This window comes from Chryseobacterium sp. C2(2020) (assembly GCF_014218915.1).
In the GTDB taxonomy this organism is placed as follows: Bacteria; Bacteroidota; Bacteroidia; order Flavobacteriales; family Weeksellaceae; genus Chryseobacterium; species Chryseobacterium mucoviscidosis.
Genome location: NZ_JACLCT010000052.1, coordinates 1 through 24,057 on the forward strand (window position 1 = coordinate 1; position 24,057 = coordinate 24,057).

Here is a 24,057-nt window from a genome sequence, read left to right on the forward strand (position 1 = left end):
TCCCGAACTGGATAAATGCATAGATGGCAAGGAAAACTAAATATAATTCAATATTTTAGCGTCGAGTTCACGTTAATATTAGATTTCACAATAATATTGTCCATTTTATCAATGCCGATCCTGAAAGATTTTCCATAATTATTGACTTTTATAGATTGTATAAAATTACCTTCGCGATCAAACTTTTGAATTACAGAATAAAAACTATCTCCAATGTATACGTTTTCATGACTATCCACAACAAAACCATTAAACTCACTAAATGGCAATTCTACATTAATCTTAAAGTTTGTATTTTTGAAAAATATTCCGGAAAGTAAAACACTAAAGAATATTAAAAACAACCAACCAGAAAACTTTTTTATCAATTTCATAAAAATCAATTCATTGTATCAAACAAGCTCATTACCTCTATTTTCTCCAATGGTTTTGAAAGGGTAATTCTTTTGGATGTTTTTGGAAGCAAATCGAAAAAATTATCGCTGAAATGGGTATCTCCCATCAGATAAACGTCTTTTGCCAAAACATCTGTGGAAATTTCAATTTCAGTGGCAGATATTTTCCTGATTTTAAGAGCAGGTTTTGTTAATTTTAAGTCTTTGGGCTTTACGAAGAAATGGTTGCTTTCGGCAATTACCTTTCCGTTGGTATCTTTTAAAGTCAATTTTAAAAACGCTTCATTTTTACGGGAATCAGAAACCAGATTTTGAATTTCGATCGGATCGAATGATACAATTTCTTCCAGTGTTTTTCCATTGGGAGCTGTTGTTATTTCATCTAAAACTTTCCCTTGAAAATTAATAACCTCTATTTCCACAAAAACATCATCAAATTTTCGTGTCTGATCGTTAATGGCATAAAAAGTAAGTATTCCTTCTTTTTCTTCCACTAAAATCACTTGATTTTCAAAGCTTCTTTTCACCTGATAATGCAATGCTTTCCAGTTTCCTGAATAATCTATGGAAGACCATGAAACAACAGGCCAACAATCGTTCAGTTGCCAGTATAAAGTTCCCATATTGTAAGTTTTTGCTCTGCGGTGCGCTTCAATGGCAATCTGCATTCCGCGAGCCTGAAGCAATTGCGAAACATAATTGTATTTCACAAAATCTGTCGGAACTTTATAATCACGCTTCATGTAATTTTCAATAATTTCCCAGCCTCTGGAATGTTTTTCATGGGCTTTGATGGTAGCATTTTGTAAACTTAAATCAGGATTTCCTGAAAACATGGATTTTGTGGTTTCCAACGTCGGCATTCCCTGAAAACCATATTCCGAAGCAAAACGCGGAACTTTTTCATTGTATATTTCAAACGGCTGTTCTCCCCACCAAACGCCCCAATAATGAGAATCGCCTTCCGCAAGGCTTTCTTTATGTCCCCATCCGATGGACGGAGAGCTTTCCCAATAGATTTGCTTATCACTTGTTGCATATTTTTTAACAGCATCCGGAATTACTTCGTGAAAAATTTTCTTATAATCTTTCCAGACCTGCAGCGAATCTTCCTTTGAATATTTGAATTGTTTCTGATACCCCCAATTGACAATCGCTTCATCGATTTCGTTATTTCCGCACCATAAAGCCAGAGAAGGATGATTCTGTAGCCGTTCCACCTGATCTTTCACTTCAAGTTCTACATTTTTCTGAAATTTCTCATCAGACGGATAAAAACTTCCTGCAAACATAAAATCCTGCCACACCAAAATTCCATTTTCGTCGCAGGATTTGTAGAATTCGTCATCTTCGTAAATTCCGCCGCCCCAAACGCGGATCATATTCATATTCGCATCTTTACAGGCTTTAATCAACTGCTGATATTTTTCTTTGGTCATTCTCGGAGAAAAGCTGTCGCCCGGAATCCAATTGGTTCCTTTCGCATACATTGGTTTTCCGTTTACTTTGAAATAAAACGATTTTCCTTTTGTATCTTTTTCCTGAATTAATTCCACTTTTCTCAGTCCTATTTTTTCAGATTTTTCAGCAATCATTTTTGAATCTTTTTGTAAAGAAACTTTGATATCGTATAAGTTCGGATCGCCCCAACCGTTGGGTTGCCATAATTTCGGATTTTGAATCTGATAAGGAATTGAAATTAAATTCAATCCGGATTTTAAAGAAATATTTTGAGATTTTCCGTTAATTAAAAAACTGTATTTCCCTTCTTCTGTAGCGAAAATTTCAGCCTGAATATTTAAATCCGCTTTTTGCTTTGTTAAATTTTTTTGTTCAATTTTTACATGATTAAGTTTTGCAGTATTCCAGAAATTCAGCTTAACATCTTTCCAGATTCCTGCCGTTACTAATCTCGGTCCCCAATCCCAACCGAATTGATACTGGGCTTTTCTCACAAAACTTCTCGGTGATTCCGGCATGGTGAAAGGAACTTTTTGGGCTAATTCTTTTCCGACATTTACCGCAGATCTGAATTTTACCTGTAAAATATTTTCACCGTTCTTTAAACTTTGTCTAACCGGAATTGTCCATTTTCTGAACATATTATCTGTCGATTGAATCAATTTTCCATTTAAATAAATTTCAGAAAACGTATCCAATCCATTAAAAATCAATTCAATATTTTGATTTTCTAAATCCTTTGAAGAAATGTTAAATGAGGTCTGATAATCCCAGTTTTCATTTTCTATCCATTGTACTTTTTTTTCGTTTTCATCTTTATACGGATCGGGAATGATCTTGTTATTCATCAAATCCAGATGAACAGTTCCCGGAACAGAAGCAGTAAACCAATTATTCTCTTTGGCATTTTTGAATTTCCATTTTTCAGAGGATAAATTACGCTCTGAAGTTTGTGCATTGGTAAAGATTTGTATGAAAAGGAAAGTAAAAAGTAAAATTTTGTTCATTATAATTTATTTACAATTCTATGAATTCCATCTTTAATAAGTGGTGTATTGAAGTTAATAAGAAGTCCAAGTTTTATGTTTGCTAATTTTAAATAAGTTAATAACTGGGCATTAAAAACAGGATGCATTTCCAGTACGGATTTTACCTCAATGATTACTTTGTCTTCGATAAGCAAATCAATTTTGTAAGCATTTTCAATATTCATTTCTTTATATTGTAAAGGCAGATAAATTTGCCGTTTCACATTGAATCCTGACCTTTTCAATTCATATGCTAAAGCTGATTCGTAGGTACTTTCTAATAAACCAACTCCAAGATTTTTGTGTACTTCGATTGCTGATCCTATTATTTTATAGGATAATTCATTTTCTAACATTTGATATTGTGTTTTTGTTTTTTCACGCAAAGATTTAATTTTAGTGATTGCTAAATTTAAGTGGGCAAAGAAGAATCAATTAAAAATTGATTTTATGAAGCTAAGGTTCTAGCCATTCAGCTTAATCAGCGACTTTGTCGCAATACTTTGCTCCCTTAAGTAAATAAACAGTTGAATAAATCTTTGCGTTAAAATTCATTTTATTATTTATTCTTCAAAGCAATAATCTCTTCAGCATTCGCAAAAGCTCCCCCATTCGTAATTGCGGAAGAATGAAAATATCCTGCTTTGGTAAATTCTCTGATTTCTTCGATATTGGATGACCGAAGTCCGCCACCGACAAGAATTTCTATTCTGCCATTGGATAACTCTACTAATTTTCTAAGATTTTCCTTTCCTTCCGAAACATTGTGTTTCTGTCCGGAAGTAAGGATGGTTGTAAAGCCGCATTCAATGACTTTTTCCAATGATTTTTCTAAATCTTTCGCCCGATCGAAGGCACGGTGGAAAGTACATGGAAGAGGTTTTGCCAGTTCAACCAAAGTTTTATTCTGTTCAATATTCACCTCATCATTTTCATCCAAAATTCCGAACACGAAACCGTCTACGTTTAAAAATTTTAATTGAACCAGATCTGATTTCATCTGTTCAAATTCATCATCACTGTACGTGAAATCTCCGCCACGAGGACGAACCATCACAAAGATTGGAATATTGATTTTTTCTCTAAGTTGTTTTATGGTTTCAAAATCAGGTGTGGTTCCTCCTTCGCTTAATCCGTCGCACAATTCTATTCGGTCTGCACCGTTTTCAAAAGCAATGATTGCAGATTCCGGATTGAAGCATGCTATTTCTATTTTTGACATTTTTATTACGTTTTAATTCATTCTTTTTCAAGAACATCTGCAATCATAAATTTGTTATCCTTCTTTACAACTCCTATTTTACGGCTAAAAATAGACTTTGTTCCTTCATCCGTTAATTCGACATCAAAAACAAATGCATCATTTCCTCCAATTGCGTCTAATTCGCACTTTCTTACTTCAATATTAATCCAGTCCTGAGCAGAAATAAGAAATCCGGTATTTATTCCGGCATATTTTGTATTGTACTTCCTTCCCCATTTCTGTTGAAATTGTTTTAGAGTAAGGCTTCCATCCACATCCAGATCAACATTGGTTGCATCGGTTTTGTATTGATAGTAATCCTTTGTAGTAATATCCTGCATAATTTTTTGCTGATCTGAAATATCCGCTTTGAAATAAGCAATAATATTTTTCTTTAGCCACTCTTTTGCAGCTTCTGCTTCAGAGTTATTGCTGACTTCTGGGTTTTCTTTTACAAAATTAAGATCATTTGTTTTTTTAACATCTTTACAGGCAACAGTTAAAAACAAAGAGACTATAATTATATTTTTTATCATCTGAAATTTTATTTTAATGCAAAACCGGGGGTTTCCAGACGGTTTCCTTTCTGGTCGTACACCGCAAAACTAAACCCATCCTGAATACAGTAGGAGCCATATTCCCCTTTTTTATTAAGGGCAATAAAACCCACCTGAATATCCTTCAGATTTTTATTTCTACGCTGTGTAATTTTTACAATTCTTTCAACCGCTTCTTTACAAGCCTGCTGCGGCGTTCTTCCCTGTCTCATTAATTCTACCACCAAGTGTGTTCCTACGGTTCGGATCACTTCTTCACCATGTCCGGTTGCCGTTGCTGCACCTACCTCATTATCCACAAACAAACCTGCCCCTATAATCGGTGAATCTCCGACTCTTCCGTGCATTTTGAAAGCCATTCCGCTCGTTGTACAGGCACCTGAAAGATTTCCGTTCGCATCCAGAGCGATCATTCCGATTGTATCGTGATTTTCGATATTGACGATCGGTTGATATTTGCTGTCTTTCAGCCATTCTTTCCATTCTTTTTCGGATTCGGGAGTGAGAATATTTTCTTTTTTGAATCCCTGCGAAACGGCAAACTGCAAAGCTCCGTCCCCGACAAGCATTACGTGAGGTGTTTTTTCCATTACTGCTCTTGCTACGGAAATCGGATTTTTAATATTCTCCAGACAGGCAACAGACCCAATGTTGTAATTTTCGTCCATAATACAGGCATCTAAAGTAACTCTTCCGTCTCTGTCGGGACGACCGCCGTAACCAACGCTTCTCTCTTCAGGATCATTTTCTACGAGGCGTACTCCTTTTTCGACTGCATCCAAAGCTCTTCCTCCTTTTCCGAGAATCGTCCACGCTTCTTCATTGGCTTTTAAACCGAAATTCCATGTGGAAAGAACGATCGGTTTATTAATGATTGTATTGTTGTTTTCAGGCTGATTTTTAGCTAACAGATCCAACGGATTTACCGCTAAAGCCAGTGAAGCGACGGCAGATTTTTTCAGGAACTTTCTTCTACTTTGCATACTCAGATTTATTTGGCTCCAAATTAAGGATTTTTCGCATGAAGATGAAATAAAAAAAGCGGTAGATTTTCTACCGCCCAAATGATTTTATTGAAATTAATGAGGTAATTTTTCCCTGAAATATCCATACACCCAAGTTCCGAAAATGGCACTCAGCAAAGTGATGGCTACCGCAAAAGCTCCGGTTCCGATCTGTGCGAAAAGCGGTCCGGGACAGGCTCCTGTAATCGCCCAGCCAAATCCAAAGATCAGTCCGCCGTAAATTTGTCCTTTATTAAATTTCTTCGGAGCAATAGAAATTTTTTCGCCATAAATGGTTTTGATATTAAATTTTTTAATGATCAATACGGAAATCATTCCCGTTAAAACGGCACTTCCGATAACGCCGTACATGTGAAAAGACTGTAACCGGAACATTTCCTGAATTCTGAACCAGCTTATAATTTCTGCTTTTACAAAGATGATCCCGAATAATATTCCTACCATCATATATTTTAAATTGTGGTACCATTTATGATGAAGCTGACTTTCGTTGGTACAAATACTGTCCTGATGTCTTATCTCTTTTTCCTGTTTCATTTTTAAATTTTAAAGTGAAAGAATAATGGGCAGAATGATGTTTGCCATTAAAAAGCCTCCTGCCATAAAGCAGATTGTTGCAATTAAGGAAGCGCCCTGAAGATTGGAAAGTCCCATGATGGCGTGTCCGCTTGTGCATCCTCCCGCATAACGCGTCCCGAAACCGACCAAAAAGCCACCGACCACCATCATAATAAATCCTCTTACTGTAAAAAGACTGGTAAAATTCATGAGTTGTGTCGGAACGAGATTGCTGTAATCCGTAATTCCGTAGGTTGCTAATTCTGTTTTGAGATTCTGGTTAACGGTAATTTCTTGTGAGTTCATTAAAAATTGAGCGGCAATCATTCCGCCTAAAAAAATTCCAAACACGAAGAATAAATTCCAGAGTTCTTTTTTCCAATCGTATTTAAAGAAGCCAATATTCGCAGGAATACAGGCTGCACAGATATGTCTGAGCGACGAGCTGATCCCGAAAGATTTGTTTCCCAAAATCAGCAAAGCAGGAACAGTAAGCCCGATTAACGGTCCTGCAACGTACCACGGCCAAGGTTCTTTTATGATTTCTAACATTAAGTATTTGTATTAAAACTGTTTTATATTCTGATTAATGATTTTAACGTGAGTTTGATGTAAAGATTGCAAATAAAATCGACTTCAGCAGAAATTGATTATACATTTTGGATTTAAACGCCAAGAGCGCTAAGTTTTCTTTTCAAAATAACTCTGTTGATTTTTATTCTGACTGATTTTGGATCTCCAAAGATCTTTTGTCTCCTTCGTTGTTAAATCTATTTTAAAATTTTACTCTGGCAAACAAGATCACTTACCGGAATGTCTGTTTGAGAAATTGCGCTGAACCCGCCTTCAATTTCACTAAAATTGCGGTAGCCTCTTGCCTGAAGAATACTTGCAGCCATCATACTTCTGTAACCTCCTGCACAGTGAAGATAGAAATGTTCTGCCGGATCGATTGAACTGATCCATTCGTTGATGTATGCCAAAGGTTTGTTGAATGCTTCATCTATGTGTTCTGCATTGTATTCACTTTCTTTTCGGACATCAATAATTTTCGCTTCTTTTTCTTTTATTTCCTGTTCAAATTGCTGTGCGGAAATTCTGTTAACGGAATCTATTTCTTTTCCGCTGTCTTTCCATGCTTCGAAACTTCCTTTTAAAAATCCGAGAACGTTGTCAAATCCTACACGGCTTAATCGGGTCACGGTTTCTTCCTCTTCTTTTTCGTTGGTAATGAGCAGAATCGGCTGTTTTACATCTACAATCAAAGCTCCGACCCAAGGTGCAAAATCGCCATTCAATCCGATATTAATAGATTGCGGAACAAATCCTTTCGCGAAATCTTCGTTATTTCGTACATCCAAAATCAAAGCACCTGAATGTTCTGCCATTTCTTCAAATTCATCAGGGGAAAGAGCCTGTAAACCTTTAGACAAGACTTCATCGAAACTGTCGTAGCCTTTTTTGTTCATTGCCACATTCATTCCAAAATACGCAGGAGGCGGAAGAAGTCCTTCTGTCACTGCTTTGATGAAACTTTGTTTATCTTTCTGATTCAATGCATAATTGGTTTTCTTCTGATTTCCCAGTGAGTCTACCGTTTCTTTCTGCATATTTTTTCCGCATGCAGAACCCGCTCCGTGTGCCGGATAAACGGTAATGTCATCATCCAAAGGTAAAATTTTGCTGTAAAGACTTTCATAAAGTAAGCCTGCCAATTCTTCCTGCGTCATGTTTGCTGCTTTCTGTGCCAGATCGGGACGGCCTACATCACCTAAAAACAGAGTATCTCCGCTGAAAAGTGCTCTTTCTTTTCCGTTTTCGTCAATCAGAAGAAAAGATGAACTTTCCATGGTATGACCGGGTGTATGAAGGACTTTTATAGTGATGTTTCCTACTTTAAAAACCTGATTATCTTCTGCAATAATGGCTTCAAACTCAGGTTTTGCAGTCGGTCCGTACACAATCGGTGCATTCGTTTTTTTGCTTAAATCTAAATGTCCGCTTACAAAATCCGCGTGAAAGTGGGTTTCAAAAATGTATTTCAGCGTAACGTTATCTTTTTTAAGACGCTCAATATAAGGCTGAGTTTCTCTTAGCGGGTCTATAATTGCCGCTTCACCGTTAGAAACAATGTAATAAGCTCCCTGTGCAAGACATCCTGTATAAATCTGTTCTATTTTCATTTTTTATGATTTTAAATTTTACTTATTTTTTCTGATACAAATTTCCGAGTTTAAGATTTTCTGTACCGCTACTTTTGTTACAGAAGGGTTTTATTTTTGAACACAAAGACCACGAAGATTTTTTTAACTATTGTGATTTTTGCGTTTCACAAAGAAGCTAACGCTTATAAGATATTGAATTTCAAAGTTTTTTAATTAAAATTAACTTTAACCGAAATTTTAGTATAAGTTTTGGCTAAAGCCGATTGTTTTCTTGATTATTAAAATGGGCTGAAGCCCATTCCTATTGATACTTTTGTAATGTTTTTACATCAAACTCACATTAAAACACTATATACCCAAATGTTTTTTAACTACCATTGTTTTTGAGTATCACAAAGCTGTTAACGTTTATAAAAGATTGGATTTCGTGTATTTTATTTTCTAAATTCAGAAATTTAAAAACTTTGACATTTTTTACCAGGAATCTTTCGCAGCCCGACCTGAGTGAAGCTGTTTTTGTGGAGCGCAGCGGAACAAAAAAGCGGGAACGGAGGGCATAAACGAGATCAAAGCGAATGCTTTTACCGAAGTTTACGAACATAGTTCTAGCTGCCCTAATAAAGAAAAAACTATAAAAAAATTTCTTTAATGATGATATAAATTCCCATCACAAGAATGAACCATCCGAATGCAGGCTTGAGTTTTTTTCCGTCGATTTTTTTGGATAACTGCGAACCGATGATGATACCGATAATAGCAATTGATGAAATGGTGGCTAATAATTTCCAATCGATTTTCACAGTATTCATTGATGAGAAAAATCCGATAAGCGAATTGAGCGAAATGATTACCAGTGAAGTTCCGATGGCTACTTTCATTGGAGTTTTAAGAAGATTAACGAGTGCGGGAATGATCATAAATCCGCCTCCTGCTCCGACTAAGCCTGTTAAAATTCCTACAACAGATCCTTCTCCTGCTGCCAAAAGGGTACTGTTTTTCTGTAAATCTGATGTTTTGGTAACACAATCTGTAGTTTTCTGAATCATTTTGTAGGAAGCCAAAATCATTAATCCTGCAAAAATTAAAAGCAACAGAATATCTTTGGTTACCACAAAGTTGCTGACTGTAACAACTTCATCGGGAATTAAGGGTACAATATAATTTCGCGTCAGGAAAATAGAAATAATGGACGGAATGCCGAAAACAAGGGCAGTTTTTAAATTTACCAATCCTTTTTTAAAATAGGAAACTGAACCGACCACACTGCTGATCCCCACAATAAAAAGGGAATATTCTGTTGCCAGAAAAGCGTCTAATCCGAAAAGGTAAACCAAAACGGGAACGGTAAGAATGCTTCCGCCGCCACCGATTAAACCTAACGAAATTCCTATTAAAACAGAAGCGAGATATCCAAAAATTTCCATGTTTTCAACTTTATGATGCAAAATTGAAGATATTGGGAAAGGTGTACCGCTACTTTTGTTACAGAACGGCTTTTTTATACCGTTTTTTTTTAAGTTTGCGAACTCGTAAGATTTTTTTGATCGCGAAGTTCACGAAGCTTTTTTTGACTACTAAATGTTTTTAAGTTCGCAAAGCTACTTCGACAAGCTCAGCATAAACTTTTCACTTAGATAAGACCGCTAAGAAATTCAGTGAAGTAATATAGAATCTTTGTAAACATTTAACATGAATTACGTTTGTTATGTTGAAAGGATATTAATATTTTTTTTGATCGCGAAGTTCGCGAAGAGTTTTTGACTACTCAATGTTTTTAAGTTTGCGAAGCTACTTCGACAAGCTCAGCATAAACTATTCACTTAGATAAGATTTCGAAGAGTTTTGTCTAATCTTTTAAAATCGTAATTTTATTTCGTCCGAGCTGGAGTTTTTCGGAATCTTCGAGCTGTTTCAGGAGCCGGGAAACAACGACTCTGGCTGTTCCGAGTTCATTGGCAAGCTGTTCGTGGGTGATTATGATGGTTTTGGAATTCAGAATTTCGGATTTTTTGTGAAGAAGATTCAGCAGTCTTTCATCTACTTTTTTAAAAGCGATCGCATTGATGATATCCAAGAGTTCTTCAAAGCGTTTATGATACAGCCTGAAAATATAATCGAGCCATTCCGGATATTCTTTAATAAACAATGAAACCTTGTCAACAGGTAGAAACAGAATTTCGGTATCTTCTTCTACTTCCGCTTTTACGATGCTTTTTTCATTGTGCATTCCGCCCAGAAAAGACATAATGCAGCTTTCTCCTGCTTTGATGTAGTACAGAAGAATTTCCCTCCCGTCTTCTTCGGTACGGATCACCTTCATCATCCCTTTCATTACAATCGGGATAGAACGGATAGACGAATTTTCATCCAGAATAATATCGCCTTCATTATAGGTTTTTGTAACTCCGTATCTGTAAAGCTTTTCCACCAGTTCCGGCGAAGAAGTAAATTCTGAAGAAAGTACTGAATCCTGCATAATAAAATTTCTAAGGCTAATTTACGCCAATTTCGTCAACAAAAAGCCACGCTTTAGAATCTGAACCCGGATTTCCCGCAGGAATAATGCCTGCATTTTCTATTTTAACCTTAATAAATTTTGAATTCTGGTTTCCTACATTCACTTTAATTTTTCCTTTTGCTGAAAGGATTTCTTCTTTTCCGATTTCTTTAATCAGTTTAAAATCTGTTCCATTGTCAGACACAAAAATCTGGGCAGATTTAGCGAAATGAATCCAGCTTCCTTTGTTGTCTAAAGTATTGAAATAGACTTCCGAAAACTGAGTTTTCTGTCCAAAATCAATGGTTGCGACCACATCTTTTCCATTAAAACCGAGCCATGTTTTTCCCAATTGTTTTTGGTTTCCAGTAATTCCGTCGACTAAAGTAAAAGCTCCTCCAAAAGAATAATTTTCACTTGGCTGTTCTTCTAATGTAATTTTTTTTCCGGTTGTTTTGGATATCGTGAAACTTTGGGAAGATACAGCGCTTTTAAGCTGTCCATTTTCGAAATAGGCAGATTTTACCGTCATTGATTTTGAAATCTGAACAGGATTTTTATAGTTCTGAGAATTGGCAGAAGGATCCGTTCCATCCACTGTATATTGTATTCCACCCGGATTCTGAGAGGTTGAAAGTTCGTAAGCTACTCCATTTTCAGAAGAAATTACTTTCCCTGAAGCATTGTAAATGCTTTTGGCGTAATTCACTCCCATTTTATCCAGATTTTTGAATTCATGAATTACTCTTCCTTCGAATTCTTTGTAATTTTTAGGATCAGCAGTTCCCCATCCCACTTCAGAAAGCGCCAGTAATCTCGGGAAAATCATATACTGAACGTGTTTGAAATCGAGAATATACTCCGTCCATAAATTTGCCTGAACTCCTAAAATATATTTTGCCTGTTCAGCATTCAGTTCTTCGGGAATCGGATTATAAGAATAGACTTTATCCAAAGGCGTAAATCCTCCGAAAGCGTTCGGCTCTGTTGCAGGATCTCCCTGATAATGATCGAAATAACAGTAAGATCCGGGCGTCATGACGGCAAAATGACCGGATTTTGCAGCTTCTACCCCGCCTTTTATTCCTGTCCAGCTCATTACAGCAGCATTCGGAGCCAGTCCGCCTTCCAGAATTTCGTCCCAGCCAATAATTTTTCTGCCCTTTGAGTTTACATATTTTTCAATTCTTTGTATAAAATAGCTTTGCAGACCATGTTCATCTTTCAGATTATTTTTTTTGATCAATTCCTGACAATGAGGGCATTCTTTCCATCTTGTTTTCGGGCATTCATCGCCTCCGATGTGGATGTATTGCGAAGGAAAAAGAGCAATTACCTCATCTAAAACATTTTCTAAAAAGGTAAAAGTTTCATCTTTAGGACAAAAAACATCATCAAAAACACCCCATTTCGTAGCCGGTTCGAAAGATCCTTTTATACAGGCTAAATCCGGATAAGCAGACAATGCAGCTAAAGCATGACCCGGCATTTCTATTTCCGGAACTATGGTAACATGTCTTTCCTGAGCATACTTTACGACTTCTTTAATCTGTTCCTGTGTATAAAAATAAGGTCCGTAAGGTTTTCCGTCGAAGGTATTGTCAACATAGGCTCCGATCATGGATTCTTTACGTTTTGAACCGATCTGCGTTAATTTAGGATATTTTTTGATCTCAATTCTCCAACCCTGATCGTCGGTTAAATGCCAGTGAAACGTATTCAGTTTATACATGGCAAGATAATCAATGTATTGTTTTACTTCTTCAACGGTGAAAAAATGTCTGGAAACGTCCAAATGCATTCCTCTCCATTGAAATTTTGGGGAATCTTGGATTTCGAGAGCGGGAATTTTTCCGTCTTCTGAAGTTTTTATTAATTGTAAAAGAGTTTGGATGCCTTGAAAAAGACCTTCAGGGTTCTTCCCAACAACCATCATCATTTCGTTGCTGATATTTATAATGTAATTTGAATTAAACTCTCGTTTATTATCAGTTTTTAAATCTTTATTTAACAGTAGCGAAATAAAATTTGGTTTTGTTTTTTTTATGTTTTGAGATGAATTTTTTGGATAGATTTTTTTAAAATTATCCATAAAATATTTGTATTCATTCGATTTTTTATCTCCCACGAAAAGTGTATTCCCGCTTACCTCGAAATTCCCTGTTTTTAATTCAACCTTTTGCGGGTAGGGAATTAAATTTAATCTGGTTTGAGTAAAAAAGAGACTTGAAAAAAGCACAGAAAGTATCAGTAAAAAACGCTGCATTTTGTGGATTTAAGATTTAAGCGAATATACTTATTTTCTGAAAATTTTTAACCGTAATTTAACTTATTAAATAAGAAAACATCTAATTTTGCAAAAAAATAAATGATGAGAAAAACATTTTTACTGGTGGGCGGACTTTTATTTTCAGTTTCCGCACAGGCACAGATTTTAGATGTTATAAAATCTACCGTGAAAGATCAGACAGGAATTGATCTTAACAATCCAAAAGTTCCTGCTCAAACCAGCGGAACAGCAACCACTCCAAAAACAACTACAACCACATCTCCAATCAATCTCGGAAGTCTTACATCAACTCAAATTTCTTCTGGACTAAAGGAAGCTCTGAGTCTCGGTGTAAATGAAGGCGTAAAAAAACTGGGCGTTACAGACGGTTTCCTGAAAAATGAAGCGGTAAAAATCTTAATGCCCGAAAAACTGAGAAAAATCGACACGACTTTACGCTCTATCGGGTTGGGAAGTCTTGCAGACCAAGGAGTGAAATTACTCAACAGAGCTGCAGAAGATGCCGTAACGGAAGCCGCTCCTATCTTTACGAAAGCGATTACTTCAATGACGATTACGGATGCTAAAAATATTTTACTGGGAAGTAATAATGCAGCGACAAACTATTTACAGACTAAAACTCAATCGCAATTATTTACAGCGTTTCAGCCAAAAATAAAAGCTTCACTGGGAAAAGTGGGAGCCGATAAAGTCTGGAGCAATATTATTTCTAAATACAATACTTTTACCGGACAGGCTGTAACCACAGATCTTAATGAATATGTAACCACAGAAACCATCAACGGGGTTTTCAAAATGGTGGCAGAAAAAGAAAGCGGAATCCGAAATACGCCTGCCATGAGAACCACAAGTATTTTGCAGAAGGTTTTCGGAGCGCAGGACGGTAAATAATATAAGCTAACTGAGACTTTATTCTCTTTTAATACAAAAATACCATCCATCTTGCATACTGCAGGATGGATTTTTTATGTCTGATAAAGATTTACACGGTTTTTATTAAAAAAAACCAACTGATAATCAGGCTATTGCATTTCATTAATTAACCTCAGACAAAATGGTATTACTTTGATAAGTTCTACGCCTTTGTATATTTTAAAAGCTGAATTCCTGATAATTGAATCTATTTGTTTAACCCTTGCGGTTAAGAAGACTTATCCCAAACTCACGTTAATTAATTATATTAGACTTAATTCAGTACAAAGATTTGTGATCTAAATTGTTTTTAATTTAAATGCTGATAAGTTTAGACTAAAGCCAATTGTTTCCTAATTGTTAAAATGAAATAAAGCCTTCTCCTATTAATTTTTGTATTGTTATTATTCTGAACTTTTAGGACATTCAAATTGTTATGGAAATGTTAGACGAATTTTAACATGAAACTGAAAAATAACTCTAATTTTTGCAAGATCTTTTTTTTCAATCATTTTTACTTTTTCAAATGTTTCTTTTTTCACAGAATTAAGAAAAAACTTCCTTCTTGCTATTGATTTTGGGAGATTTAAAAAGAAGAATATTTTATAAAACATGATAAAAATCACATTTTAAAATACACAATTAATAAAATAAATTACTGAATATCAATTATTTAAAATTTAAAGTTAACATTATATTAAAAAAAATAAAATTTTTATTAAAAAAAGTTTAATATAGAAGCCAGATAATAAAATCAAATTGCGCAATCGATTACACAAAAGTTTTTAATTCGTTTTTTCAACAGAATTTCGGGAAGTAGCTAAGCTCTGATTCTTATTGAAAAGAAAAACATTTAATTCAAAAAAAAAACTAAAATTATGTCATCTGAAAAAATAGCAAAATCCGGCTTTCTGATTCGAAAAAAGCTTGCTGTTTTGTTTCTGTTTTCCTCTGTAGCAGTTTTTGCGCAGCAGGGTAAAGAGGTAAGCGGAAAGATTACTAACAGCAAGCAGGCTCCTGTTCCTAACGCAACGGTGAAGGAAGAAGGTACAGAAAATTCTGTTACTACAGATGCTGAAGGAAATTTCATCATCAAACTGCTTAAGGATCAGTCTTCGCTTTCTGTTGAAAATGAAGGATTTCAGTCGCAGATTATCCCGGTGAACAATCGTTCTTTTATCGCGGTTCCGTTAAAGGAAGAAAAAACAAAAAGCATCGAGCAGATTGTACTGGTAGGTTACGGCAGCGTTAAAAAATCAGATCTTACAGGATCTGTAAATACTTTAAGTACCGACAAAATTATAGAACGAAATACTACAAGTGCACTGGAAGGTATTCAGGGAAGTATGCCCGGAGTACAGATAACTTCGAATTCTGGGAGAGTGGGCGATGGTTTTAAAATGACGATCCGCGGAAATAACTCTCTCATCTCATCCGGAAATCCATTATATGTTGTAGACGGAGTTCCTACGGATAATATCGATTTTCTGAATCCTCAGGATATTGCCAGAATGGACATTCTTAAGGACGCTTCTTCTGCTGCAATATACGGTTCCAGAGGAGCGAGCGGAGTGGTTTTGGTAACCACTAAAAACGGAGCTACCGTAAAATCCGGAGTAAGTGTTTCTCTGGAAACTTCTTATGGGGTAAGAACTGCCGCCCGTTTACCGAAAATGATGTCCGGAGAAGAATGGTGGCGCTTTCATCAGGCAGCATATCTCAGCGCAAATCCTATGACCCAGACTCCTGCACAACTGGCAACACTTGCCGGAAACCAGAGTCCTCTTCTTGTACAGAGAGCCAATAACGGCTATAATTTCGACTGGTATGATGCGGTACTTCAGCCGGGTTCTACCCAAAATCATTACATTAATGTTTCGGGAAGATCTGAAGGAGGACTGGGATATAATTTATCTTTCGGTATTCAGGGAAATGAAGGGATTATTGCCAATGATTCTAACGACAAGTATACTTTTAAACTGGGAATTAATCATAAGATCAATTCTAAATTTACAACTGGTGCTAATATAACGGTTGCAAGAACTGTTACAGAATACGGAAGTGATCTTGCCATGAGATCGGCATTCAGTTTCAGTCCGCTTATTTCGCCTTACGCAGTAGATGCAAATGGAAACGATATTCCGGGACAACTGTTTTTATTACCCGGAAAACTTACATATCCGGACGGATCCTGGGCAATTAATAAGACAAGTACCATCAACCCTCTTCTGGAAATTGCCAACTCCAGACAAAATGAAAGGGTGTGGCAGACTTTGGGAAATTTATTTTTTCAATATCAGCCTAAAAAATGGCTTTCTTTAAAAACTACATTTTCTGCAGGATTTTCAAACTCAAGACTCGGGATCTCCAACACAGCGGAAACAAATGTAGGTATTGCGCTTAACAGACTCAACTCTGCTTCTGTAGGCAAAACCGAAAATTTCAATTATACGTGGGATAATCAGATTGATATAAAACATACTTTTAAAGATGTTCATGATGTAAGTCTATTGTTGCTGCAAAGTATTTACTCTAATGAAGAAGAATCTTCCTATGGCTATTCTAACGGACAGCCTTTTAATTCTGAATTTTATAATCTGGGCTTCGGACTTCAGAGCAGTTACCAGCTTCAGGCGGCTCCTTACATGAAGAGAACTCTTAATTCTTATGCTGTACGACTGAATTACGGGTTTAAAGATAAATATTTATTGACGGCATCTACCCGATGGGATGGTTCTTCGGTATTATCCACCGGCAATAAGTGGACTGCTTTTCCTTCTTTAGCATTGGGATGGAAAATAAGTAAGGAATCTTTTCTTGAAAATGTATCTTCTATTTCAGAATTAAAACTAAGAGCAAGTATCGGATATACCGGAAACGACAATGTTGCACCTTATCAGTCGCTTGCATTACTGGATCAGCAGACTTTTTATGCTAATGGCAGTACACTCGTTCCGGGATTACAATCCTCCGTTTTCGCGAATCCGCTCCTTACATGGGAAAAAACAAGGGAGCTTAATTTCGGGCTGGATTTCGGATTTTTAAAAAACAGAATCAGCGGTACTGTTGATGTATACGACAGGCTTTCCGATAATCTGATCTACAGACAACAGCTTCCCGCAGAAATGGGGATTAAATATACCTACTCGAATGTAGGATCTGTAAGTAACAAAGGGGTTGAAATATTACTGACCACAAAAAATATTAAAAGTAAACTCATAAACTGGGAGACGACTTTTACCTTTACGAAAAACGTAAATAAACTCGAATCTATTTACAATAAGGATCAGGTAAGCGATAAGGGAAATCTTCTTATTTTAGGTTCCAGCTTAAACCCGAATTTCAATTATGTGTACGACGGAGTTTGGCAGGAAAGTGAGGCAGCGCAGGCAGCCGCTTACGGGCAGGCTCCGGGAATGGCACGTCCGAAAGATCTTAACGGCGACGGAAAATTTGATGCAAATGACAGAACGGTTATCGGCAGTTCGGTTCCGAAATGGCAGGGAAGTTTTTACTCCAGACTTACGGTAGGGAAATTCGATTTCAATTTTTCTATTATTACCAGTCAGGGACAAACGGTTCTCAGTACTTTTCATCAAAATTTTGCCGATGTTTCAGACAGAGGCCGTCAGAAAATGGCGATGGAATATTTTGTACCAACTAATAGTGCAGGACTTGCAGCTAATGCTAATACAACTAATCCAAGACCGGGTCCGGTTGCTACAGGAGCAGGAGCATTTTGGTCTACAGGATTCGGGTATTACAGAGATATTTCTTTTGTGAAGGTAAAAAACATTTCACTTGGATATACCTTTGATTCGGAATTCCTCAGCAAAATAAAGATGAGCAATCTCAGAGTTTACATTAATGTTCTCGATCCTTTTGTATTTACCAAATTCGACGGATATGATCCTGAATGGGCAGCCGCAAATATCGGGATCAACAGACCGGCTTCTATTACTACACAATTAGGACTAAGTGCTAAATTTTAATTCTACAATCATGAAAAAGATATTCTTAACATTAATTTTCGCCGCCTCGATTTTCAATTCCTGCAGCGATTTTCTCGAAGAAGAAAGTTTGTCTAATGCTCCTGCAGACGATGCCTATAAGACTGCGGTAGGGTTTCAGTTACTTGTGAATACCGATTATGCATGGTTAAAAAGTATCTATGGTGGAGATCCGTGGCTTTTTGTAGCGGGTACAGATATGTATGCGGAAGGAAGAACGCCGGAACCGGCAGGTCTCAGCCAATATACTCAGCTTATTCCCGCTTCAGAAGGTGTGGATCAGTTATATACATCCTGCTATCAGCTTATTCAGGCGGTAAATAAGACTGTATACTATTCCAAAATTACAGAACAGACCGCCAATGTTCCGGTATTGGTGGGAGAAGCAAGGTTTTTAAGAGCCAATGCATATTTTCTGCTGGTGCAGACGTATGGCGGAGTACCGATTGTAGAAGAGAACTTTACTTTGCCAGTTCTTCAGTTTGACAGAAATTCAGCAGAACAAGTATATACGTACATCATCAATGAGTTGAAAGCTTCACTTGCAGCGGTAGGAACACAAGCTTATTCTACCAGCGGAAAAGTTAATAAAAGAGCAGTGAATGATCTTTTGGCAAAAGTATACCTTACCCGAGGCTATGAGACTTTCGGTTCGGCTTCAGATTTTGCAACTGCGGCAACGTATGCAGATGCAGCCATCGCAGGACAGGGATTAACAATTGCCCCTGCTGATTTATTTTACCCCGGTAAAGATCTTAATGCTGAAACTATTTTTTCTGTACAGTATGATTTTGCCTCTACCAGTACATCTCCTACTACCCTTGGAAACAAGCAGTTTTACTACTTCAGTTCATATCTTGGCGGTGCAGAAACTAATGGTAACGCTCCGTTAAGAAGTTATAATCTTTGCCCGACATCTTACGCATTGAATTTATTTAAAAAAGGAGATCTGAGATGGGAGTCTACCTTTATGAACGTTGTGTATGAAAGATATTACGACTTTTTCAGAGTAGCAGATAAATCTACGCTGAGAATTAAACATTTTTATGAACCTTTATGGTATACCACAGCAGATAAAACAGCGTGGCTGTCTGCCAATGCTTCAAAACTCGCTCCGGGATTCGTTTACCACGACAAAGGAACTTTTGATGCAGCTTATACTTTGGTGAAGAATCTGGATTACCAGACCATTCCTGTGAAAAAGTTTGATGATCCTTCCCCTTCAACTCCATCTAGCACGGGAGCCGTAAGTACGAGAGATATTATTGTTTCAAGACTTGCAGATACGTATCTTATTGCAGCAGAAGCCTATTTGAAATCAGGAAATTCTGCTTTAGGACTTTTAAGACTGAATGCAGTAAGAGCAAGAGCTGGAGTTCCGGATGCTACACCGGCAGAATTTAACATCGATTATATTCTTGATGAACGCGGCAGAGAAATGCTTGGAGAATACAACAGATGGTTTGATCTTAAGCGTACAGGAACTCTTATTACGAGAACTGTACAGTACAATTATAAAATTACAAGTGCTTCTAACTTCAATGGTAATAACGGAGCCAAGAAAATTTTAAGACCTATTCCGCAGACGGTTTTAGATCTTAATCAGAATAAAAATTTTCCGCAAAACCCAGCTTATTAATACACTATTCAAAAAAATAATCCGCCTTTATGAGACGGATTATTTTTTTATTGTGCTAAAACTGCATTTCCGGAATTTCTCCTTCAATAATCAGATCGGCTTCTGTAGATTGTATGATGTGCTCCACAGAAACTCCCGGAGCTCTTTCAACAAGTTTAAAACCCTGAGGCGTAACATCTAAAACGGCTAATTCTGTAACCACTCTTTTCACGCAGTTTACTCCGGTTAAAGGTAAGGTACATTTTTTCAGAATTTTGCTTTCTCCTGCTTTGTTTACGTGCATCATCGCAACAATAATATTTTCCGCCGAAGCTACAAGATCCATTGCCCCGCCCATTCCTTTCACCATTTTCCCCGGAATTTTCCAGTTGGCAATATCTCCGTTTTCGGCAACTTCCATGGCTCCCAAAATGGTAAGATCCACTTTCTGTGCTCTGATCATCCCGAAACTGAACGCCGAATCGAAGAAGGAACCTCCGTCTAAAATCGTGATCGTCTGTTTTCCGGCATTGATGACATCTGCATCTTCTTCTCCCTCAAAAGGAAATGGTCCCATTCCCAAAACTCCGTTCTCACTCTGGAACTCTACCGAAAGATTATCCGGAACGTAGTTGGCAACCAATGTTGGAATTCCGATTCCTAAATTTACATAATATCCGTCTTTTACTTCTCTTGAAATTCTTTGTGCAATTTGTTCTTTAGTCAGCATAGCTTAATCTTATCCTGCCAAATTAGCCATTTTTTCAGAATTACGAAATAATTTTCTTTCTTATCCTATGATAAATGTTACTTCTTAAATTGTTGTAAATTTGTATGTCTTAATTTAACCGATGAAAATTTTATTACATTACCTAAAGCCTTACAAATGGCTGATTATTATTTCGCTGTTTTTAGCCGCTGTAAATCAGGTATTTTCTTTATTTGCACCTGCCATTACAGGGAATATATTAGACAAACTTGTTACCCATCCCAATTTTTTCGATAAAGAGAAAACCCTTCCGAGAAATATGGAAGAATATCTCTACGGAACTGATATCTATCATGGAGTTTTTTACTTTTTAGGGCTTTTAATCGGTACTGCGATGATCAGCCGTATCGCCAAAGCGTTTCAGGATTATGTGGTGAATGTGATTATTCAGAAATTTGGGGCTAAAATATTCACGGATGGTCTGAAGCATTCGATGAGGCTTCCTTTTCAGGAATTTGAAGACCAGAGAAGTGGTGAAACGCTTTCCATTTTAACGAAGGTTCGGGAAGATTCTGTAAAGTTCATCAATAATTTCATCAACGTTTTTTTCGGAATTCTGGTGAGTATCATTTTCGTTTCTGTGTACGCAATTCGTCTGCACTGGTCGATTATGCCGGTTTATGTGGTGGGAATAGTTTTTATTGCAGTGGTAACGAATTTATTAAGTAAAAGAATAAAAACCATTCAGAAAAATATTGTTACCGAAACAACCAATCTTGCGGGAAGTACTACGGAAAGTCTCAGAAATATTGAGATCGTAAAAAGTCTGGGACTGACCAATCAGGAAGTGGAACGTCTGAACAACAATACCTACAAAATTCTGAATCTGGAACTGAGAAAGGTTAAAAGCATCCGTTCTTTAAGCTTTGTACAGGGAACTCTGGTTAATTTTTTACAGCAGATCATCACATTTACGTTGTTGTTATTAATTTTTAAAAATATTGTAACTCCGGGACAGTATTTATCGTTAATGTTTTACGGATTCTTTATTTTTGGACCGATGCAGGAAATTGGAAATATCATCATTTCTTACCGTGAAGCGCAGGCTTCGCTGAATAATTTCGACCGGGTGATGAAAAAAGAAGTGGAACCAAAACCTTTAACGCCAAAGAAAATCGGAGCTATTGAGGAGCTTGAGTTTGAAAAAGTTTCGTTTCAGCATCAGACTGCGCATTATAAGGCTTTAAATTCTATTTCATTTAACGTAAAAAACGGAGAGACCATTGCTTTTGTAGGACCAAGCGGTTCGGGAAAAAGTACTTTGGTAAAACTGTTGGTGGGATTATACAGACCGCAGGAAGGATCTATTTTATACAACAATATCAACGGAAAGGAATTTGATTTTGATGAACTGAGAAACCAGATCGGATTTGTAACGCAGGACACTCAGCTTTTTGCTGGAACTATTAAAGAAAATCTTTTGTTTGTAAATCCATCCGCAACGGAAGAAGATTTGCAATCGGCTTTAAAAAAATCAAGCTGTACCGCTCTTCTGGAGCGTGCTGAAAACGGAATTAATACCGTGATTGGTGAAGGCGGACTAAAACTAAGCGGTGGTGAAAAGCAGAGAATTGCGATTGCCAGAGCGTTACTGAGAAAACCTCATTTGCTGATCTTTGATGAAGCTACTTCTGCACTGGATAGTATTACCGAAGAGGAAATTACCACAACCATTAAAGAAATTTCTAAAGAAAAGGAACAGATTACGGTTCTTATTGCACACCGTTTAAGCACGATTATGCACGCCGACAGAATTTACGTTCTGGAACGCGGACAAATTGTAGAAACCGGCTCTCATCTTAATCTTATTGAAGAAAAAGGTTTGTATTATGCCATGTGGAGACAGCAGATCGGGGAAAGAAAAACTTTGGTGTAGATGAGATGGAAGTTGATATGATTGTGAGATTCTTCACTTTGTTCAGAATGACAATTAGGCTTTTATAACTAAAATAAATTACCCCGAATGTTGATTTCGGGGTATTATTTTTATGAAGAAATTTAAAATTAATCTCTTTTTCTAACGGTTCTCTGCTCGATTCTTTTTTCGAATTTCTCACCCTGAAAAATTCTCTGGATCATGATTCCCGGAATGTGAATCTGGTTGGGATCCAATTCTCCCGGCTCTACCAATTCCTCTACTTCTGCAATAGTAATTTTTCCTGCTCCCGCCATCGGATGATTGAAGTTTCTTGCCGATCCTTTGAAGATAAGGTTTCCGGCGTGATCTCCTTTCCATGCTTTTACAATTGAGAAGTCCGCTTCATAAGCATATTCCAGAATGTGGGGTTTTCCTTTGAAATCTTTTACTTCTTTTCCTTCCGCTACTTCCGTCCCGAAACCTGCCGGTGTGTAGAAAGCGGGAATTCCAGCCTGTGCCGCTCTGCATTTTTCTGCCAAAGTTCCCTGTGGAGTAAGTTCCACTTCCAGTTCTCCTGAAAGCATCTGTCTTTCGAATTCTGCATTTTCTCCTACATAAGAGGAAATCATTTTTTTGATCTGTCTTTTGTGAAGCAGTAATCCCAAACCGAAATCGTCTACTCCGGCGTTGTTTGAAATACAGGTTAAGTCTTTTACATCACTCTCTACCAAGGCATTAATTGAGTTTTCAGGAATTCCGCAAAGTCCGAATCCTCCTAACATTAATGTCATTCCGTCTTTAATGCCTTCGATGGCTTCCTTTGCATTTTTTACTCTTTTATCTATCATGAAATATTAGATTTTTCTGTTGGCTAAATTTAATAATTTTTCTCATATATCCGGTGTTCAGGATTTTTAGATTTTTTCATGGTCTGAAATTTGGATAGTCTACATCATAACCCCACAAATATTTATATTATGGAAGCAAAAAATATTTCAAGAATTGCACTCGGCGCATTTTTAATTACCGCAGGAATAGGACATCTTACTTTCGCAAGGAAAGAGTTTCAGGCACAGGTTCCGGAATGGGTTCCTCTGGATAAAGATGATACTGTTGTTTATTCGGGAGTTGCCGAAATCGCTTTAGGAACGGCAATGATCGCAACGCCTAAAAAATACAGAAAAAATATGGGAAGAATTGTTGCGGGATTTTTCGCGGCTGTTTTTCCCGGGAATATTGCCCAATACAAAAACAGAAGGGATTCTTTTGGACTGAACACGGATAATCAGAGATTGGGAAGGCTTTTTATGCAGGCTCCGCTGATTGCATGGGCACTGAAATCTACTGATGATTGATTTTAACGTCAAATATTGAGCTGTGGAGAATGTTTTAGCCCAGATTGAGCGGCATGTCTGAGCTCTTTTTTTGTTTTCGGCGGCTGCTCCGCAGCCGCCGAAAACAAAAAAAAGCGAGTAGCGAAAGCTGGAAACAGCTCCAATTTGAATGATCGACAATTGATGATTGATAATTGACGAGCGATGGGTCAATATATAATTGATCTGAATATTACCAAAATAACAAAAACGGACTTTTCTAGAGGTCACTGAAAAACCTTTCATTTTACGACAGCCTATTTATTTAGGATGAAAAATAAGAGCTTATTACAAGATT

Annotated in this window: 18 protein-coding genes; 5 read left to right on the top strand and 13 right to left on the bottom strand. The window is 36.9% G+C overall.

Annotated elements, in window-relative coordinates:
• Positions 1-379: 379 nt before the first annotated feature.
• The 11 genes from H6W52_RS19460 to H6W52_RS19510 form a co-directional block, all read right to left on the bottom strand.
• A complete protein-coding gene (locus tag H6W52_RS19460) occupies positions 380-2,863 on the bottom strand; it encodes a beta-mannosidase (protein WP_116099843.1) in 2,484 nt (827 codons plus the stop codon).
• The gene (locus H6W52_RS19465; RefSeq protein WP_308196701.1) at positions 2,863-3,270 is read right to left on the bottom strand and encodes a GxxExxY protein; all 408 of its coding nucleotides are present in this window, start codon (positions 3,268-3,270) and stop codon (positions 2,863-2,865) included. Before H6W52_RS19465 ends, H6W52_RS19460 begins: the two co-directional genes overlap by 1 nt.
• Before the next feature lie 173 nt (positions 3,271-3,443).
• Positions 3,444-4,106 (bottom strand): copper homeostasis protein CutC, encoded by a 663-nt coding sequence (locus H6W52_RS19470; protein WP_116099845.1) that lies wholly within the window; start codon positions 4,104-4,106, stop codon positions 3,444-3,446.
• Positions 4,107-4,123: 17 nt separating this feature from the next.
• Positions 4,124-4,663 (bottom strand): hypothetical protein, encoded by a 540-nt coding sequence (locus H6W52_RS19475; RefSeq protein WP_116099846.1) that lies wholly within the window; start codon positions 4,661-4,663, stop codon positions 4,124-4,126.
• 8 nt (positions 4,664-4,671) lie between these two features.
• Positions 4,672-5,667, bottom strand: coding sequence for an isoaspartyl peptidase/L-asparaginase family protein (locus H6W52_RS19480; RefSeq protein WP_116099847.1), 996 nt, complete (start codon positions 5,665-5,667; stop codon positions 4,672-4,674).
• Between the two features lie 96 nt (positions 5,668-5,763).
• Positions 5,764-6,246 (bottom strand): DUF6691 family protein, encoded by a 483-nt coding sequence (locus tag H6W52_RS19485; protein ID WP_087711076.1) that lies wholly within the window; start codon positions 6,244-6,246, stop codon positions 5,764-5,766.
• A gap of 9 nt (positions 6,247-6,255) precedes the next feature.
• Positions 6,256-6,819 carry a YeeE/YedE family protein gene (locus H6W52_RS19490; RefSeq protein WP_116099848.1) on the bottom strand — a complete coding sequence of 188 codons (564 nt, stop codon included), beginning with the start codon at positions 6,817-6,819 and terminating at the stop codon, positions 6,256-6,258.
• A gap of 218 nt (positions 6,820-7,037) precedes the next feature.
• Positions 7,038-8,450, bottom strand: coding sequence for an MBL fold metallo-hydrolase (locus tag H6W52_RS19495; protein ID WP_116099849.1), 1,413 nt, complete (start codon positions 8,448-8,450; stop codon positions 7,038-7,040).
• A gap of 611 nt (positions 8,451-9,061) precedes the next feature.
• Positions 9,062-9,856: a sulfite exporter TauE/SafE family protein gene (locus H6W52_RS19500; RefSeq protein WP_116099851.1), complete on the bottom strand. Its 795-nt coding sequence runs from the start codon at positions 9,854-9,856 to the stop codon at positions 9,062-9,064.
• Between the two features lie 422 nt (positions 9,857-10,278).
• Positions 10,279-10,908 (bottom strand): Crp/Fnr family transcriptional regulator, encoded by a 630-nt coding sequence (locus H6W52_RS19505; RefSeq protein WP_116099852.1) that lies wholly within the window; start codon positions 10,906-10,908, stop codon positions 10,279-10,281.
• A 16-nt stretch (positions 10,909-10,924) separates the two neighbouring features.
• Positions 10,925-13,195: a family 20 glycosylhydrolase gene (locus H6W52_RS19510; protein ID WP_116099853.1), complete on the bottom strand. Its 2,271-nt coding sequence runs from the start codon at positions 13,193-13,195 to the stop codon at positions 10,925-10,927.
• A gap of 105 nt (positions 13,196-13,300) precedes the next feature.
• On the opposite strand from H6W52_RS19510, the gene H6W52_RS19515 reads away from it, so the two are divergent.
• The 3 genes from H6W52_RS19515 (at position 13,301) to H6W52_RS19525 (ending at position 19,780) form a co-directional block, all read left to right on the top strand.
• Positions 13,301-14,110, top strand: a complete 810-nt coding sequence (locus tag H6W52_RS19515; protein ID WP_185144441.1) for a DUF4197 domain-containing protein — start codon at positions 13,301-13,303, stop codon at positions 14,108-14,110.
• An 899-nt stretch (positions 14,111-15,009) separates the two neighbouring features.
• Positions 15,010-18,123 carry a SusC/RagA family TonB-linked outer membrane protein gene (locus tag H6W52_RS19520; RefSeq protein WP_116099856.1) on the top strand — a complete coding sequence of 1,038 codons (3,114 nt, stop codon included), beginning with the start codon at positions 15,010-15,012 and terminating at the stop codon, positions 18,121-18,123.
• Positions 18,124-18,133: 10 nt separating this feature from the next.
• Positions 18,134-19,780 carry a RagB/SusD family nutrient uptake outer membrane protein gene (locus H6W52_RS19525; RefSeq protein ID WP_116099857.1) on the top strand — a complete coding sequence of 549 codons (1,647 nt, stop codon included), beginning with the start codon at positions 18,134-18,136 and terminating at the stop codon, positions 19,778-19,780.
• A gap of 55 nt (positions 19,781-19,835) precedes the next feature.
• On the opposite strand, the gene H6W52_RS19530 is transcribed toward H6W52_RS19525, so the two are convergent.
• On the bottom strand, positions 19,836-20,489 hold the full coding sequence (locus tag H6W52_RS19530) for a CoA transferase subunit B (RefSeq protein ID WP_087711093.1): 654 nt from the start codon (positions 20,487-20,489) through the stop codon (positions 19,836-19,838).
• A 121-nt stretch (positions 20,490-20,610) separates the two neighbouring features.
• Here H6W52_RS19530 and H6W52_RS19535 point away from each other — a divergent pair, with 121 nt between their 5' ends.
• Positions 20,611-22,404 (top strand): ABC transporter ATP-binding protein, encoded by a 1,794-nt coding sequence (locus tag H6W52_RS19535; protein ID WP_116099858.1) that lies wholly within the window; start codon positions 20,611-20,613, stop codon positions 22,402-22,404.
• 128 nt (positions 22,405-22,532) lie between these two features.
• Here the strand turns inward: H6W52_RS19535 and H6W52_RS19540 are convergent, their stop codons facing one another.
• On the bottom strand, positions 22,533-23,234 hold the full coding sequence (locus H6W52_RS19540) for a CoA transferase subunit A (protein WP_029297233.1): 702 nt from the start codon (positions 23,232-23,234) through the stop codon (positions 22,533-22,535).
• A gap of 129 nt (positions 23,235-23,363) precedes the next feature.
• On the opposite strand from H6W52_RS19540, the gene H6W52_RS19545 reads away from it, so the two are divergent.
• Positions 23,364-23,741, top strand: a complete 378-nt coding sequence (locus H6W52_RS19545; protein WP_076393154.1) for a hypothetical protein — start codon at positions 23,364-23,366, stop codon at positions 23,739-23,741.
• Positions 23,742-24,057: the final 316 nt, after the last annotated feature.

Excerpts from the sequence above, each read along its gene's own strand:
- H6W52_RS19495 (WP_116099849.1), bottom strand. The coding sequence starts at position 8,450 with ATGAAAATAGAACAGATTTATACAGGATGTCTTGCACAGGGAGCTTAT.
- H6W52_RS19475 (WP_116099846.1), bottom strand. The coding sequence starts at position 4,663 with ATGATAAAAAATATAATTATAGTCTCTTTGTTTTTAACTGTTGCCTGT.
- H6W52_RS19545 (WP_076393154.1), top strand. The coding sequence starts at position 23,364 with ATGGAAGCAAAAAATATTTCAAGAATTGCACTCGGCGCATTTTTAATT.
- H6W52_RS19520 (WP_116099856.1), top strand. The coding sequence starts at position 15,010 with ATGTCATCTGAAAAAATAGCAAAATCCGGCTTTCTGATTCGAAAAAAG.
- H6W52_RS19460 (WP_116099843.1), bottom strand. The coding sequence starts at position 2,863 with ATGAACAAAATTTTACTTTTTACTTTCCTTTTCATACAAATCTTTACC.
- H6W52_RS19505 (WP_116099852.1), bottom strand. The coding sequence starts at position 10,908 with ATGCAGGATTCAGTACTTTCTTCAGAATTTACTTCTTCGCCGGAACTG.
- H6W52_RS19525 (WP_116099857.1), top strand. The coding sequence starts at position 18,134 with ATGAAAAAGATATTCTTAACATTAATTTTCGCCGCCTCGATTTTCAAT.
- H6W52_RS19540 (WP_029297233.1), bottom strand. The coding sequence starts at position 23,234 with ATGATAGATAAAAGAGTAAAAAATGCAAAGGAAGCCATCGAAGGCATT.
- H6W52_RS19535 (WP_116099858.1), top strand. The coding sequence starts at position 20,611 with ATGAAAATTTTATTACATTACCTAAAGCCTTACAAATGGCTGATTATT.
- H6W52_RS19515 (WP_185144441.1), top strand. The coding sequence starts at position 13,301 with ATGAGAAAAACATTTTTACTGGTGGGCGGACTTTTATTTTCAGTTTCC.
- H6W52_RS19530 (WP_087711093.1), bottom strand. The coding sequence starts at position 20,489 with ATGCTGACTAAAGAACAAATTGCACAAAGAATTTCAAGAGAAGTAAAA.
- H6W52_RS19480 (WP_116099847.1), bottom strand. The coding sequence starts at position 5,667 with ATGCAAAGTAGAAGAAAGTTCCTGAAAAAATCTGCCGTCGCTTCACTG.
- H6W52_RS19500 (WP_116099851.1), bottom strand. The coding sequence starts at position 9,856 with ATGGAAATTTTTGGATATCTCGCTTCTGTTTTAATAGGAATTTCGTTA.
- H6W52_RS19485 (WP_087711076.1), bottom strand. The coding sequence starts at position 6,246 with ATGAAACAGGAAAAAGAGATAAGACATCAGGACAGTATTTGTACCAAC.
- H6W52_RS19470 (WP_116099845.1), bottom strand. The coding sequence starts at position 4,106 with ATGTCAAAAATAGAAATAGCATGCTTCAATCCGGAATCTGCAATCATT.
- H6W52_RS19490 (WP_116099848.1), bottom strand. The coding sequence starts at position 6,819 with ATGTTAGAAATCATAAAAGAACCTTGGCCGTGGTACGTTGCAGGACCG.
- H6W52_RS19510 (WP_116099853.1), bottom strand. The coding sequence starts at position 13,195 with ATGCAGCGTTTTTTACTGATACTTTCTGTGCTTTTTTCAAGTCTCTTT.